This is a genomic window from Chryseobacterium sp. SG20098, assembly GCF_031844745.1.
Lineage (GTDB): Bacteria > Bacteroidota > Bacteroidia > Flavobacteriales > Weeksellaceae > Chryseobacterium > Chryseobacterium cucumeris.
Map to the genome: position 1 here is coordinate 2,614,082 of NZ_CP134622.1, position 14,221 is coordinate 2,628,302.

15 protein-coding genes, 6 tRNA genes and 1 other RNA gene are annotated in these 14,221 nt (G+C 32.1%); 5 read left to right on the forward strand and 17 right to left on the reverse strand.

Annotation, left to right across the window (positions count from 1 at the left end):
• Window positions 1-24 precede the first annotated feature (24 nt).
• The 9 genes from RHP76_RS11975 to rpsU all read right to left on the reverse strand — a co-directional run bounded on the left by RHP76_RS11975 (window position 25) and on the right by rpsU (window position 2,339).
• Window positions 25-97, reverse strand: a tRNA-Gly gene (locus tag RHP76_RS11975).
• An 85-nt stretch (window positions 98-182) separates the two neighbouring features.
• Window positions 183-263: transfer RNA gene (locus RHP76_RS11980), tRNA-Tyr, on the reverse strand.
• An 18-nt stretch (window positions 264-281) separates the two neighbouring features.
• Window positions 282-358, reverse strand: a tRNA-Thr gene (locus RHP76_RS11985).
• Window positions 359-445: 87 nt separating this feature from the next.
• Window positions 446-518, reverse strand: a tRNA-Gly gene (locus tag RHP76_RS11990).
• An 88-nt stretch (window positions 519-606) separates the two neighbouring features.
• Window positions 607-687 (reverse strand) — tRNA-Tyr (locus RHP76_RS11995).
• An 18-nt stretch (window positions 688-705) separates the two neighbouring features.
• Window positions 706-779 (reverse strand) — tRNA-Thr (locus RHP76_RS12000).
• A 109-nt stretch (window positions 780-888) separates the two neighbouring features.
• Window positions 889-1,179 carry an HPF/RaiA family ribosome-associated protein gene (locus RHP76_RS12005; RefSeq protein WP_047435429.1) on the reverse strand — a complete coding sequence of 97 codons (291 nt, stop codon included), beginning with the start codon at window positions 1,177-1,179 and terminating at the stop codon, window positions 889-891.
• Complete coding sequence (locus tag RHP76_RS12010) at window positions 1,176-2,063, reverse strand: tyrosine-type recombinase/integrase (RefSeq protein ID WP_311230261.1); 888 nt, start codon at window positions 2,061-2,063, stop codon at window positions 1,176-1,178. The genes RHP76_RS12005 and RHP76_RS12010 overlap by 4 nt, the downstream gene beginning before the upstream one ends.
• A 78-nt stretch (window positions 2,064-2,141) precedes the next feature.
• Window positions 2,142-2,339 (reverse strand): 30S ribosomal protein S21, encoded by a 198-nt coding sequence (gene rpsU, locus RHP76_RS12015; protein ID WP_034693154.1) that lies wholly within the window; start codon window positions 2,337-2,339, stop codon window positions 2,142-2,144.
• 270 nt (window positions 2,340-2,609) lie between these two features.
• Here rpsU and ssrA point away from each other — a divergent pair.
• From ssrA to RHP76_RS12030, 3 genes are all read left to right on the forward strand, one after another.
• Window positions 2,610-3,011, forward strand: a transfer-messenger RNA (tmRNA) gene (ssrA, locus tag RHP76_RS12020).
• Window positions 3,012-3,249: 238 nt separating this feature from the next.
• On the forward strand, window positions 3,250-3,762 hold the full coding sequence (locus RHP76_RS12025; RefSeq protein ID WP_027380793.1) for a hypothetical protein: 513 nt from the start codon (window positions 3,250-3,252) through the stop codon (window positions 3,760-3,762).
• 156 nt (window positions 3,763-3,918) lie between these two features.
• Window positions 3,919-4,209: a helix-turn-helix domain-containing protein gene (locus RHP76_RS12030; protein WP_311228256.1), complete on the forward strand. Its 291-nt coding sequence runs from the start codon at window positions 3,919-3,921 to the stop codon at window positions 4,207-4,209.
• 574 nt (window positions 4,210-4,783) lie between these two features.
• On the opposite strand, the gene RHP76_RS12035 is transcribed toward RHP76_RS12030, so the two are convergent.
• The 6 genes from RHP76_RS12035 to RHP76_RS12060 all read right to left on the reverse strand — a co-directional run bounded on the left by RHP76_RS12035 (window position 4,784) and on the right by RHP76_RS12060 (window position 10,528).
• On the reverse strand, window positions 4,784-6,547 hold the full coding sequence (locus RHP76_RS12035) for an ATP-binding protein (RefSeq protein WP_311228257.1): 1,764 nt from the start codon (window positions 6,545-6,547) through the stop codon (window positions 4,784-4,786).
• A gap of 4 nt (window positions 6,548-6,551) precedes the next feature.
• A complete protein-coding gene (locus tag RHP76_RS12040) occupies window positions 6,552-7,781 on the reverse strand; it encodes a DUF4297 family anti-phage-associated protein (protein WP_311228258.1) in 1,230 nt (409 codons plus the stop codon).
• A 254-nt stretch (window positions 7,782-8,035) separates the two neighbouring features.
• The gene (locus RHP76_RS12045) at window positions 8,036-8,317 is read right to left on the reverse strand and encodes a helix-turn-helix domain-containing protein (RefSeq protein ID WP_080780217.1); all 282 of its coding nucleotides are present in this window, start codon (window positions 8,315-8,317) and stop codon (window positions 8,036-8,038) included.
• 221 nt (window positions 8,318-8,538) lie between these two features.
• Window positions 8,539-9,549 (reverse strand): IS110 family RNA-guided transposase, encoded by a 1,011-nt coding sequence (locus RHP76_RS12050; protein ID WP_311228259.1) that lies wholly within the window; start codon window positions 9,547-9,549, stop codon window positions 8,539-8,541.
• Between the two features lie 243 nt (window positions 9,550-9,792).
• On the reverse strand, window positions 9,793-10,032 hold the full coding sequence (locus RHP76_RS12055) for a helix-turn-helix domain-containing protein (protein WP_311228260.1): 240 nt from the start codon (window positions 10,030-10,032) through the stop codon (window positions 9,793-9,795).
• A 256-nt stretch (window positions 10,033-10,288) separates the two neighbouring features.
• Window positions 10,289-10,528: a helix-turn-helix domain-containing protein gene (locus RHP76_RS12060; protein WP_311228260.1), complete on the reverse strand. Its 240-nt coding sequence runs from the start codon at window positions 10,526-10,528 to the stop codon at window positions 10,289-10,291.
• A gap of 346 nt (window positions 10,529-10,874) precedes the next feature.
• Here RHP76_RS12060 and RHP76_RS12065 point away from each other — a divergent pair, with 346 nt between their 5' ends.
• Together RHP76_RS12065 and RHP76_RS12070 are read left to right on the forward strand one after the other, a co-directional pair.
• Window positions 10,875-11,690, forward strand: a complete 816-nt coding sequence (locus RHP76_RS12065) for an RNA polymerase sigma factor (RefSeq protein ID WP_311228261.1) — start codon at window positions 10,875-10,877, stop codon at window positions 11,688-11,690.
• Window position 11,691: 1 nt separating this feature from the next.
• Entirely contained in the window at window positions 11,692-12,786 is a 1,095-nt protein-coding gene (locus tag RHP76_RS12070) for a hypothetical protein (protein ID WP_311228262.1), read from the forward strand.
• 263 nt (window positions 12,787-13,049) lie between these two features.
• Here RHP76_RS12070 and RHP76_RS12075 read toward each other — a convergent pair whose 3' ends face one another.
• Window positions 13,050-13,694: a porin family protein gene (locus RHP76_RS12075; protein ID WP_311228263.1), complete on the reverse strand. Its 645-nt coding sequence runs from the start codon at window positions 13,692-13,694 to the stop codon at window positions 13,050-13,052.
• A 51-nt stretch (window positions 13,695-13,745) separates the two neighbouring features.
• Window positions 13,746-14,201 carry a hypothetical protein gene (locus RHP76_RS12080; protein WP_311228264.1) on the reverse strand — a complete coding sequence of 152 codons (456 nt, stop codon included), beginning with the start codon at window positions 14,199-14,201 and terminating at the stop codon, window positions 13,746-13,748.
• Window positions 14,202-14,221: the final 20 nt, after the last annotated feature.

Genomic DNA, 14,221 nt, shown 5'->3' on the forward strand with positions numbered 1-14,221 from the left:
ACTAAGCAGTATGATTTTTTGTTGAGCGGAAGACGGGGGTCGAACCCGCGACATTCAGCTTGGAAGGCTGACGCTCTACCAACTGAGCTACTTCCGCAATTTTGTTTCCAAAACTATTGGTAAACGCTGTGCAAAACTAAGAAAATTTATTTAATCTTGCAAGTTTTTTATAATATAAAATGTGGGGAGAGCAGGATTCGAACCTACGAAGCCGAAGCAACTGAGTTACAGTCAGTCCCATTTAGCCACTCTGGAATCTCCCCAGATATTTTATATTAAAATGGAGCCTCCAGAGGGATTCGAACCCACGACCCCGAGATTACAAATCACGTGCTCTGGCCAACTGAGCTATGGAGGCATTTTAATAAAGGACTGAAACTGATCGAGAAACTCTACTCTACACATTTCAGTGTTAAAAAGAATCACTTTTATGGTGATTTCTTTGAGCGGAAGACGGGGGTCGAACCCGCGACATTCAGCTTGGAAGGCTGACGCTCTACCAACTGAGCTACTTCCGCAATTTTGTTTCCAAAACTATTGGTAAACGCTGTGCAAAACTAAGAAAACTTATTTAATCTTGCAAGTTTTTTTTACAAAAATATAAAGTGGGGAGAGCAGGATTCGAACCTACGAAGCCGAAGCAACTGAGTTACAGTCAGTCCCATTTAGCCACTCTGGAATCTCCCCAAAAGTTTATATTTTATGAGCCTCCAGAGGGATTCGAACCCACGACCCCGAGATTACAAATCACGTGCTCTGGCCAACTGAGCTATGGAGGCAAATATAAAAAAGAATTCAAAAGATCGCTGTTCCTTTTTTGCGAGTGCAAATATAGAACGGATTTTTTGAATTCTCAAATATTTTATAAACTTTTTTTAACTTTTTTTTCTATGCCATTTCTTTTTTCTTGATTAATAGCTTTTTAGCAGTATCAACACAAAGGTCCAAACTTTCTTCAAAACTTGTAGATGTCTTCTTTACTACGATATCGTCTCCCGGAACCGCCAAAATAATCTCGGCTGTTTTATTTGCTTTGTCAGCATTATTTTCCACTTTCAAAAATACCTTACACTCCTGAATCTTGTCATAGAAGGTATCCAATTTGCTAACTTTTTTGTCGATGTGTGACTCTAGTGGTTCGTGTGGTGTTAAACCGATTGATTGAACTGAAATCTTCATAATTCTTCTTTTTTTGATGCTCGAGGGTGAGCCTGATTAAACACTTTTTTCAATTGTTCAATATTAGCATTCGTATAGACTTGAGTACTGGCAAGACTGGAATGCCCTAATATTTTTTTCACTTTGGAGATCTCCGCCCCATTATCCAAAACGTGAGTAGCAAAGCTATGCCGAAGGATGTGAGGACTTTTTTTTTCTTTCGTTGTTACAAGACTAAGGTACTTATTAACTACCACATAAACAAATTTTTCACTGAGTTTTTTCCCTTTCTTATTCACGAAAAAATATGATTTAAATTCTGTCTGTGGATTTCTTATTTCCAGATAACTTTTTAGAAGTTCAGACAGTTCATCGGAAATAGGAATTACCCTTGCTTTATTCCCTTTTCCTATTACTTTTAATTCATTTTCATATAAGTCAACATTCTCAAATATCAGGCCACAAAGTTCAGCTTTACGCATTCCTGTCTGATAAAGAACTTCCATAATGCATTTTTCAAGCACACCATGTACCTGTTCGAAAACCCTTCCATTAAGGTCTTCCATTTCCTCTTTAGACATAGGAATCTGTTTTTCAGCATAAAACTTCAGAGAAGAAATACCTTCGGTAGGAGAGACTTTAATCTCCCCTATTTTTAAAAGAAAAAGATAGAAACTACGGAGCGAGGATAATTTTCTGTTAATACTTCTTTTGGAAATGTCATTTTCACTGAGTTCAACAATAAAATTTCGGATAATCTTTTTGTCTGCCTTGGCTAAATTGTCGGAAGATTCCGTTCGGAGAAAGAAATGGGAAAAGTCTTCAAGGTCTTTTTTGTAGCTTGTGATGGTATGAGGAGAATATCTTTTTTCGAATTGTAAGTATTCTAAAAACTTTTCCAGCATCATAGGTATAAAAATAAAAATTCACTCCTCAAATATAATAATTTAAGAAGTGAATTAATATATGGTTAAGAAAAAATCTTAAGCCTGCTCTTCTTTGCTAAGCGCTCTTTGTTTGTAAGCCGCTTTTAGTCTAGCTTGTCTCAAAGTTACAGAAGGCTTAATAAACTGTTGTCTAGATCTTAATTGACGAACAGTTCCTGTTTTATCAAATTTTCTCTTGTATTTTTTTAAAGCTCTGTCGATGGATTCACCATCTTTTACTGGAATTATTAACATATTTTACATCTCATTTTGGATTGCAAAACTAGACAATTTTTATGAGAACACAAAATATATTGCCATAAACAATCACTACTCCACCCTATGACTGTTAAAAAACCCCGTATTAAAGCCTGTTAGCAAACAATAATATTTTTATCCACAATTACTGGATATTCAATTCTTACTACCTTCAGGTTACTCATTTTATTTCCTAATTTCTATTAAAACCATCTACATTAATGAAATGTAAACAAAAAGCATTATCTTTGCATTCACTTTATTCATGGGGTTGACTGGTTTCGACAGCAAGACCAATGGGTAAGTAAGCATGCAGAGAACCGTAGCGCGATCTCTATAATCCCTTGCTACAAAATTTTAACTGGCAACGAAGAGTTCGCTCTTGCAGCTTAATATCGAAGTATAGTAGATCAAGCGTTTTCCCGAAGATTTCAGTAGGGAAGCAAGATATTCCACAAATGCTCTGTTCTGCGGTGTTTGATCCTGGGATATAGGAATGCAGAAATAAGGCTTTAGAAGCTTTGGCTAAAGCTCGAAAATTTCAGAAGATAAGCTGGTAGTTGGGTGTCTATCCTCTGCTTCCAGTCGAAAACCAATGGTAGAATAAGCATGTAGAAAGCTTATGTATTGCTTGTTTGGACGAGGGTTCGAATCCCTCCAACTCCACTTAAAAACCTGTAAATTGTTGATTTACAGGTTTTTTTATTTAAAGGTGCTACTTTAGGTGCTATTTACATTTTATATAAAACTAATATAAAATTGGTTTTCCAATTATTACAACTATCAAAGCTTTCCACTATAGGAAACCATACAGCCACGACAGACAACAACAAATTAAATATATTAATAAATATTTGCATTTTATATAAGTTTTACTTAAATTTGATTCAATAACAAATTCATTTAAATGAACCATATCAGTGAAGACAGTTTATTAAATCGTAAATGCATGTATGTTGATAGAACTTCATATCTTTCAGGTAATGACCTACAAAATGCCTTAAATGAAATTCAGAATGCGTCTAGCATCTACAATATTGATTATTCTGAAAAAATCATATCAGCTTTTCAAACTTCTGCGTCAGAAAAATGCAGAATACTTTCTACAGAAGACATTATTAAATTAATTGATCTTCTTGAAAAGGTGACGGCAGAAGATGACACTCTAATACATGTAAAAAAATATTTGATAAAGCTTAAAATTGTAGCAAAGCTTTTGAAGTTTAAAATTCAATTCTTAAATATTTTAGATATGAGAGCAATTATCCGCAGTTTTAAAAATAACATAAAAAATATTGTAGAAGAAGAAGATTTTAAAATTAATATTTCAATAGATGAAAGTATTAATTTTAAAATCTTAGTAAATGAATTCCAAAATAGAGTTATCTCAAAAAATAAATTACGTACTGATACACTGTGATATGCCAGTGGAAGTGAAACAATTGCTATTAAATATTAAAGATGAATTGAACAAGGATCTTAATAGCGATGAAAAATTTGATCTTTGGATTAAATTAATTTCAATTTTTAAAGATGTTGCTATAGTGGCAACTAATATCATTAAAGGACCTGAATAATGACAATAGGACAAGTTATTAAAATATTGCTTAAAAAAAAGAATATTACTCAGTTGCAGTTAGCCGAAAAAATTGGCAAAAGTACAACAGCTATTTCTCAAATAGTAAAAGGACAATATAGTCCAACCCCAGAAACCTTAGAGAAGATATCAAAGGTTGTGGATGTACCAGTTCCGGTAATGCATTTTTTAACTATTTCAGAAAAGGATATTCCAGATGATAAGAAGCAGCTTTATAATTTATTAGCGCCCTCAATGAATAAATTTCTCAACGAAATTTTTGAAATTTAACAAAATCCCATCTGTATTAAGATGGGATTTTGTTATCTAGTAAATCATTTAATACTTCTTTAAAATTTAATTTATTATCGTTGCATAAAGCAATCCAAGTTGTGTATGTCCCATGTACTTTTTAATCAGCTTCAGAATTACACAATTTCAAAGAATTTTTTCGCATAAATCATTAAATCTATATGACAAATTGCTTTTCTAATAAATGATTTTATTGTTGAAGATTTTGTGAAAAAATTATTTAGTTTATAATTAAAGTTTTAGTGAGAGAAGCCCCCTCAATTCCGCAAAAAAATCATTTTACTAATCTTCTCTTATACTTCTCTTTTACTCTTCTGAAATTTATTCCGGTATCTATATAAGATGCTGAGCAAGAATCCCTACTCAACAATGAACCTATGTTTTTTAGCAACTGTTGCTATGTGAATTTAATTTCTTGTATTTCATTTATTCTATTATCCCAACACCAGTTTTATTGTTGCAGCTGTGCAGTCAAAGTATTTATTATATGTTAAAATAACTTGATTTAAATTTATAGTTTTTGTAACATTCATTAAGAAGCAGGCTTTTATTCTTATTTCTTTATCTTTTTAATTAATTCTGTAAAAGTAATATCAACCCAATCTTTTTTCCATTCAGTTCTAAAATGAATATCATTTGAATCGGGTTTATCACTTAGGTCTTTTATTCTTACAATTGTAGGAATTGGAATACAATCACCAATAATCAATGCTTCTTGTCTTTCTAAAACCGGCAGCGTGTCAGTAATTGCACTTACACTGTCAGGCATTAAGCGTTTGACATACTGTTGGTCTGTGGGGTTAGTCAATCTCATTGCCACAAAATTATTGCATTGAGAAAAAATGGTTTCAGAAATCTCGGATGGTCTTTGGCTTACAATCATTAATGACAAACCGTATTTCCTACCTTCCTTTGCAATTCTTTCAATAGATTTCTTTACTGATTGATATTTTGCACCTTCACTTTGCGGAATATAATTGTGTGCTTCTTCTAATACCAAGAGAAAAGGTACTTCTGTTAATAATGGTTTCACAGCTTTGTAGTGAAAGCAAAAATCAAAAACCAAACGACTTATTAGTGAAACAACAACACTTAAAACTTCAAATGGAATTCCACTTAAATCAATGATAGTTATGTTATCATTTTCTGCTTCGTCATAACCAATAAATTGTTTAAGAATTTTTGGAAAATCAGAAGTATTAAATTCTTCTGTTTCTGATTTCTTAGGCTTTAGCAAAAATGATAGCCTATTATCATTTATTTTTGATTCAAGCCGCATTACAAACTTATCAAACTCACCATTAAAGGGTCCGTTTGATGCTTTTGTGGCTGCAGCTGTTGATTGAACAACAAAGGTTCTTTTTTCATCAAAGTAGTGCGTACATCTATCATCGACCAATGTTCCATCAGAAAGTTTTGGTCTAGCATTTTCGCCATCTATTTTCCCCACTACCTCATTGTTTAAGTTTGTTAGAAAGGTATGAACCTCTTTCAGACTAAAATATAAAGGTGAGTCGTAGGAAGGGTTTAAAACTGATGGATTATATTTAATTTTATTTTGGATTACTGCATAGCGGAATTGAGAAACCTGATTATGAGAATTGTTTTCATTGCTTTCAATAAACATCTCTTCCAATTCTTCCGAATTCATTAGCCAATACGGAAGTACCAAACTGTTTACGTCAAGTTTCTTCGATTTTGGAAATGCTGTTTTATACTCACCATGCAAATCAAAAAGCAAAATGTGAGTATTGTTTAAAACACCTCGTTCTGTTTGGTCGTCTGTTGGATTTATTCCTTCTTGTAAAATTCTTGCAACTGTTCCTGATTTTCCAGAACCAGTTGAACCAACTACTGCAATATGTTTGCTGAAAAATTTATCTCCATCAACTGCAATTTCAACACTTGGTTTCTGAGCCAAGTTTGCAAAGCAGAATTTTTTATCCTCATCAACTGACTCATAAATTCCTTTTAGTATGGTATCGTCTGCAATTGAAACATTGTTTGGAGGAATTGCGATTTGCTGACCTCCTCTTTTAAACTTGCCATCATCGTCCAAAAAGCCAATTGGCTGTGCATCCAAAATAAAAGATGGATTTGTGCTATCTGCTGTTCCACCTGAAGAAGTTTCCTTTATTTTAAAACTCTGTACTAAAGCAATGATTGAAGTATTTGAATCATCTGAGATTTTCAAATAACTACCAATTGTAAAATCATTGGCATCTTGTTTAAATTGGTCAGCATCCATAACTTCGATCTGAATAAGATTTGGTGCAACTGTAAGTATTCTAAATATTTCTGTAGAGTTCGCTGGCATATAATTATGGTGCTAATAGTTTATAAATATCTTTTAAGTTTTCACAGTATTTAAAATCAAAATATTGTCCGTTTAACAATGAGCTTGGTAAGTCTTCTTTAGAGAAGTTGAGTAAAACACTCCACTGTTGAATTGTCGAAACGTTTGAAATCAAACAGGCTCTGGAAATCAACTTCACAGAGTATGACGATTTTAAAATTTTCGCTGCGTTCGCAGTTGTATTTATTATTGGTTCTTTATTAAAAAAATGACTGGAGAAATGAATTCCTTCGTAACCATCATTGAAAGAAAGTTCGTTACTTATTAAAACTCTCTTTATATTGGTCAATAATGCTAAATCGCAATCAAGCACTATAGTAATAGGTTTTGCATCTCGCAAAGCCGAATTTAATTTATAATATCTAAAAACTAAATTATCAATGAATGATTCAATTGGTAGTTCCGAATTGTCTGCCCGAAGGATTTCTTTACCAATTAAAATTGCTTTAGTTCTGATTGGGTCTAGCGCTCTTGTGGATTTAAGTGCTTGCGCCGCTAATTTCAGATATTCTTTTTTTGAGCGAAGTTTTATAAACCATTCATTGAATAATTTCTTGCTACAATCAATTGCCTTGATAAAATCTCCCTTACTGATCAGTCTCTGGCTTGTCGTTCTCTTAATAGCTTTGTCAATTACAATTCTCAGTGCATTGTTATAATATAAAGTGTCAGCTTCAAACTCGGAGCAATTAAATTTAGTTATTAACTTTTGAATTACTTCTTGTTGTTGTATTTCGAATTTCTTTCCAAAAACAAATTTGAATTGAGCGATAAAAGAACTAAGTTTGGCATCTGTGATTCCGTTGTCAATATGATGCTGCTTCTCAACCTTGCTTTCAGTATATGTTAAAATCGCTTTAAGTTTTGCAATATCTATTACTGGTTCATTACCTGGAGTTTCGTTTTCAAAGTGAGCATATAAAACATAATTATAATTGTCCGGAGTAGACGGATTCACAAAGTGATCTAACATAAGAGTTATTGGTTCTCTTACTGCTGAATTAATAAATCGTGGTTTTGAAAGGTACTTGCATTGAATTGTAGTAGCATCCGTTGCCGTAGTAATATCAATATCTTCGATCCCTTCAATTGTGATAGTGTCTGTATCTGTCCCCAATTCCAGAAGTTTCAAGATAGAAGTGTCAAATTGATAGTAGTAACCTTTAATGGTTGCATCTGCAGCTCTTGTTGCCATAGTATATGTCTTTGAAAATTGCCTGTAACTTATTATGTAATCTACATCATTGAAAATAAATTATTTAAACTTACGAAAGTATATTATTTACAATTTACTATACACAATTTATTATCAAATTTATTAAATACTATATTTATGCATTTACGGAAATCCGTAAATGCATAAATTTAAAAATAACTTCAAAATGAGAACTCAGTATTTTCACTTAATTTTCAAAGAATTATCTTTAAAAAAGAAAATCCCAACTATCGTCAGGATTTTTTACTTTTAATTGCTTTAATATCGTATTTATTATCTCGGATCGGTTCATCAGGAAGAAAATCCTTAATGGAGCATCCTAAAGCTATTGCAATTAAATTTAGGTGGATTAAATTATATTTTGCTTTTTTAGATGGAGCTTCTATTTGTGAAATAAATCCAATATTCTTCCCAATAGAAAGAGAAAGCTCCTCTTGGGTAATACTCTTTGATTCTCGTATTTCTTTAACACGTTTTATAACATATCTTTCTATTTCGTCTAATGATTCATTCATAAATCAAAGTGAATGAAAAACAGCAAAAAATATTATGTACTATAGTACATATTTTGAAAAATATTTTTATATTTGTAAAATAAGTTATTGAAATGTAACTTTGCGATACTTCAAAGAAATATAGAAGCTATTGCTTAGAATCTCGAACTGAAAACTGGTAATTTTTAATATGCGAGAGGATAAGTAAAGTAGCTCACGACCTAGGCGTGGGTTTCTATGTTTTATGCAAGTAAAATTTGATGTTTTTTTTCAAATAATCTATTGTCTCTTACGCAAGCAAAAATTCTTAATATTAATTTGTTTCTAATAGCATTTAGAACAGACATGGTATGTTTGCCTTCAGCTTTTTTTCTCTCATAGTAATCCCTGAACTCTCCGTTTTTTCTAATTCCGGTAAGAGTTGCAAGATGAATCATTTTTTTTACCGTTTTATTTGCTAAATGTGACACTCTTGGCCGTTTTTTAATTGAGCTACCCGAGCTGTGTTCAAAAGGAACAACTCCAGAATAACAGGCAAACTTTTTTGCACACGAAAAGTTTTTAAATTCGTTTGTTGTTACTATTATTGTTGTAGCTATCATTAATCCTATACCATCTACAGAAGTAATTATTTTTAGCAGATTGTTCAGGTATGTGTCGCTTTGAATCAGATCCTTTATTTGTTTTTCAATGGCTTTAACATCTTTTTTCATTGCCTTTATAGAACAATCGCAGCATTTTCTTGACAATTTTAGATCACCTTTTGCAAAAAATATCTCTGCGTCTTTGCCGATGGGAGTGCTAAGTTGCTTAATAGCTTCAACGACTCTTGAGCGAATAGCTAATAGTTGTTTTATTTGTATAATAACTTCCCTTGGAGGGTTCCAAGGAATGTAATTTTCTTGATATCTGTAAGCATACATTGCAATCCTGCCGGAATCAACTTTATCATTTTTGCCTCTCATCATTCCTTGAGATTGCTTAATCTGTAAGGCGGATTCTACCCATATATTTGTTTTTAGCTTTTTTAAAAATGACAGAAGTATATTATTGTATATACCATTGTGCTCCATGCAAAAAATAGTAAAAGAAAGATCAACATTAAAGTTCTCTTTTATTTCTTTAATAAAAGATACAATTCCTGTATTACTATTTGGAACTCTAAGATGATAAACAACTTTGCCCAATTGAGCTAAAGAAAAGTCCAAAGTTCCTTTGGATACATCTACTCCAATAAAATGATTGATTTCCATTTTTATAGTTATTATAGCTAACAATCTTTGAATATACTCATGCCCTTATAATAGGTCTTATATCCTAATTTTCTATATGAAACTTATTCAAAGAACCAGTAAAGGATTAAACCCACGCTTAAATCGTTAATTTATTCTCACGTTATAATGCGCCTTTACTGGTTTGTTAACTTGATTAAACAATCGTTTATATTATATTTATTACAATCATTAAAAGAATAGATCTTGCCTTGTTTAAGACCTCTAATCATTAAATCCTTCAGAAAAAAATTCTTCTAGGCTCATATCAAAAGCTTCAATTATTCTAACTAAGGTGCTAAATCTTAAATCTTCTCCTCTTTCATATCGACCAAATTGAGCACGAGATATGTTGTGCTCGTAAGCAAAATATTCATAGCTGGAATATCCTTTACTGATTCTTATCTCTTTTATTCTTTTACCTAATTTCTTTAATACTTTTTCCTTAGAAAATTCACTTGCCATATCTATAAGTTTTATAATGAATTAATTATTACAAAGCTTATAAATAACCATCACTTATGTTACCACTAAAAAGATACACCTTATTAGTGTCTTTTTAAAAATAATTTTATATATTTGAAACAAATAATGAAGCGCTTAGTTATGAGAAGAAAAAGGATACTGCAAAACTAAAGGGTTTGTTAACTTGATTAAACAATCGTTTATATTATATTTATTACAATCATTAAAAGAATAGATCTTGCCTTGTTTAAGACCTCTAATCATTAAATCCTTCAGAAAAAAATTCTTCTAGGCTCATATCAAAAGCTTCAATTATTCTAACTAAGGTGCTAAATCTTAAATCTTCTCCTCTTTCATATCGACCAAATTGAGCACGAGATATGTTGTGCTCGTAAGCAAAATATTCATAGCTGGAATATCCTTTACTGATTCTTATCTCTTTTATTCTTTTACCTAATTTCTTTAATACTTTTTCCTTAGAAAATTCACTTGCCATATCTATAAGTTTTATAATGAATTAATTATTACAAAGCTTATAAATAACCATCACTTATGTTACCACTAAAAAGATACATCTTATTAGTATCTTTTTAAAAATAATTTTATATATTTGAAACAAATAATGAAGCGCTTAGTTATGAGAAGAAAAAGGATACTGCAAAACTAAAGAGCTCACTTATCTGCATATAAGGTATACCAGTGCCCCAGTTCGGATATGTTGAGTTTCACGCCATTTATTTGGAGGCAAGATGTAGTGAGATAGTGCATAAAGTGGTACAGATAGTTCATTTGGTTATCTAAGCAGTTTCTTTTAGCAATCATTAAGCTGAAAAATACCGCTTATGAAAAGTACAAACTCACAGCACCGAAAGCTAACTGATTTTCAATTATATGAACTACTGAAAAAAGGTGATCCAACTTCATTAGAACATATTTATTTACGTTACAATAGACTCCTTTTCTGGCTTGGAAAACAAATGCTCGATGATGATTTTGTGGTGGAAACCCTTGTGCAAGATACATTTCTTAAGCTCTGGCAACACCGTGACTCCATTGAAACTCCAAATCATATTCTTGGCTTTTTGCGGTTTGTATTGAAAAGAGACTGTATATCATATTTTACTGCTCCAAAAAATAAATTCGCACGCTTAACGGCTTCACTTGAAAGTTTCGAGAACTATCAGGATTATCTTATAGGTTTTGATCCCCAGAACGATAAAGAGAATCTCCTCAATCAGGAATCTGAACAAAAGAAATTTGATGAAGTCAATAAGGTTTTAAGGGTAATAAATCCCAAAAGAAAGCATCTGATTGAGCTATGCCTTCAATATGGCTTCCGATACAAACCTATTGCAGAAGCAATGGGAAGTAGTGTTAAGGACATTAGCAATGAGGTGAGCAAAGCTATAAATGATCTTCGGAAAATCCTTAATAGAAATTCTTTAGAACAGCCACAGGAAAAGAATTTCGGCAACAAAGAGCAAACTGAAAAACTCAGTAGTCAGCAACTCGACATTATAAAAAGAAGATTTGAACAGAAATCTTCTTTTGCAGTCATTGCACGAGAACTCAAACTTTCTGAAAAAGAAGTCCATCAAGAGTTTCTTTATGCTTATCAGTATTTGCAGAATCGAAATAACTCTGAAATAGTTACTTGATATGGAAAAATCTACGATGTCACTGACCCGAAAAATACAGTTGCTGATTGATGTTCCATCAGATCAAAAAAATGAAATGTGGGAAAAACTGTACAGATATCAGAACCGATGTTTCCGAGCTGCTAACTTAATTGCTTCCCATTTATATGTTCAGGAAATGATCAAAGATTTCTTTTACCTCACCGAAGAAATACAATACAAGTTAGCTGATGAAAAAAAAGATCAGATGGGAATGTTTGATCGTTCGAAAACAAACAGCACAGCAAGAATGGTGTTTGACCGTTTCAAAGGGGAAATCCCCACAGATATCCTGGGAAGCCTGAACAATACAATTCAGTCAACATTCTCTAAAAATAAATCCGACTATTGGCAGGGAACAAAATCATTGAGAAATTATAAAAGAGACATTCCAATCCCGCTTCCGGTTAAATGCATAAGTAAAATGAGATATGAAGAAGAAACGAAAACCTTTTGTTTCAATATGTTTGCGATACCTGTCAAAACATATTTAGGAAAAGACTATACTGATAAGCGAGTGATTATGGAACGCCTGCTAAAAGAAGAAATAAAGCTTTGCAACTCACAGATCCAATTGAAAGACAGAAAAATCTTTTGGCTTGCAGTTTTTGAATTTGAAAAGGAAGAGCATATTTTAAAACCTGAAATCATAGCCGAAGCTTCCCTGTCTCTGGAACATCCAATAGTTGCAAAAGCAAACAATGTACGAATCAATATTGGTTCAAAAGAAGAGTTTTTGTATCGCAGGCTTGCAATTCAGGCAAGTCAAAAAAGGATTCAGGCAGGCATTGTCTATACCCGTTCAGGAAATGGAGTAAAAAGAAAACAAAAGGCATTATATAAAACAAAGAATTTTGAGAGCAGATACGTAAGCAATCGTCTTCACGTGTACAGTCGGCAGCTTATAGATTTCTGCATCCGTCAACAAGCAAGCACACTTATTCTTAAAAATCACGAAGACAAAATAGGTATTGCAAAAGAACAGGAATTTGTTCTTCGCAATTGGAGTTATTATGAATTGCAGACCAAAATAAAATACAAGGCTGAAAAAGCTGGAATTGAATTGATAATTGGATAGAAAAAAATACGAGGGTGCTTGTACACCCGTAGGGTGAGGTCTTGAACACTCACTAAATACTTTTGTAGTATATACAACGGCGTGGGTCACTTTTTTTTCTATAATTTCTACCTTCAAAACCCAACAGTTGACCAGAAGAGAAAAGTTTATTAAGAGACCTTGTAATACAAATTCTAAAGATTAAGTCTCTTTGCAATGTGAAAAGGAGATTGGTTGCAAAAACCAGTCTCCTTTACATTTTATGTTCATTGAAATCAGTAATATTAAAAGATATACCCGACAGAAATCCCCAAATTAGCATTATAAATCTTAGGAGCTTCTTGTATCAGGATTGAATTTTGTTGATAAACCGTTGTATTTTTATAAACTTTTGTCATTCCAAAATAATACCCTACCGAAGCCAGATAATGTTTTGCGAAAATATATTGAACTTTTGCTTTCAAACCCACATCAAATTGCTGTACATTTTTAGGATTACTCGTGGTTGATCCATTAATAACCTTGTCATATTCAACTTTATTTTTTAATAAAACCCCAATTTCAGGACCTAATGCAATAGAAAATTCTTCTGTTGGGTGGTAATCAAAAAGGATCGGAAGCCTAATGTAATCATTCTTTACTTTTCCAGTAAGAGTAAATGTAGTATTATCTATAGTTGGAACAGTAGTTTCAAACTTACTCCCCATTTGAGAATAATACAGTTCTGCATCTATGGAGATTTTATCGGACAGATAGTTCCACAAAAAACCTCCTACATGAAATCCTGCTTTAGAAGAAAATCCATCAGGTTTATCTGAACCAGAAAAACTACTAATGTTCAATCCGGCAGAAAGTCCATATTTAGGTTTTATTTGGGCAGAAATTGAACTTGCTAATGCTAAAAAGCTTATTAATACTATTTTTTCCATAATTTAATTTTAAAATTGTTTGTTCATGTTTATAAGAAGTTATTTATCAGTTTAAAAAATTAAGTAACTAAGGTTATCTCCTCCAATCCATCTATCTTCTATCAGATGTATATTCCCATCAACAATCTTTAAATTATACGTTCTAATTGTGTGGCTTCTGTCTGATAGTAGGGTTATTATATCCACTTTTATTTTTCCTTTTTTTGAATAAATTATACCTGTTTGTCCATCTTTATTACTTGTTCCAAAGTTGGTAGCTTCAATATAGCCATCCTCTTTGAAGAGGATGGACATATCATAGTTCAATTCAATCTGTCTTGTCTTTTTTAAGTCTTTATTAGCTTTATAAATAGTTGAACAGATAAATGTTCTGTTAAACGGAAAAGCTATTAGCTCTGATTTATTAAAATATTTAATATTTTTTATTTTTTGTGCATTTATAACACCACTTCCAAAAATCATAAATGAAAGCACCAATAGCATCTTAATTATATTATTGTTTACCATGATGTAAAAGGATTCAGTGT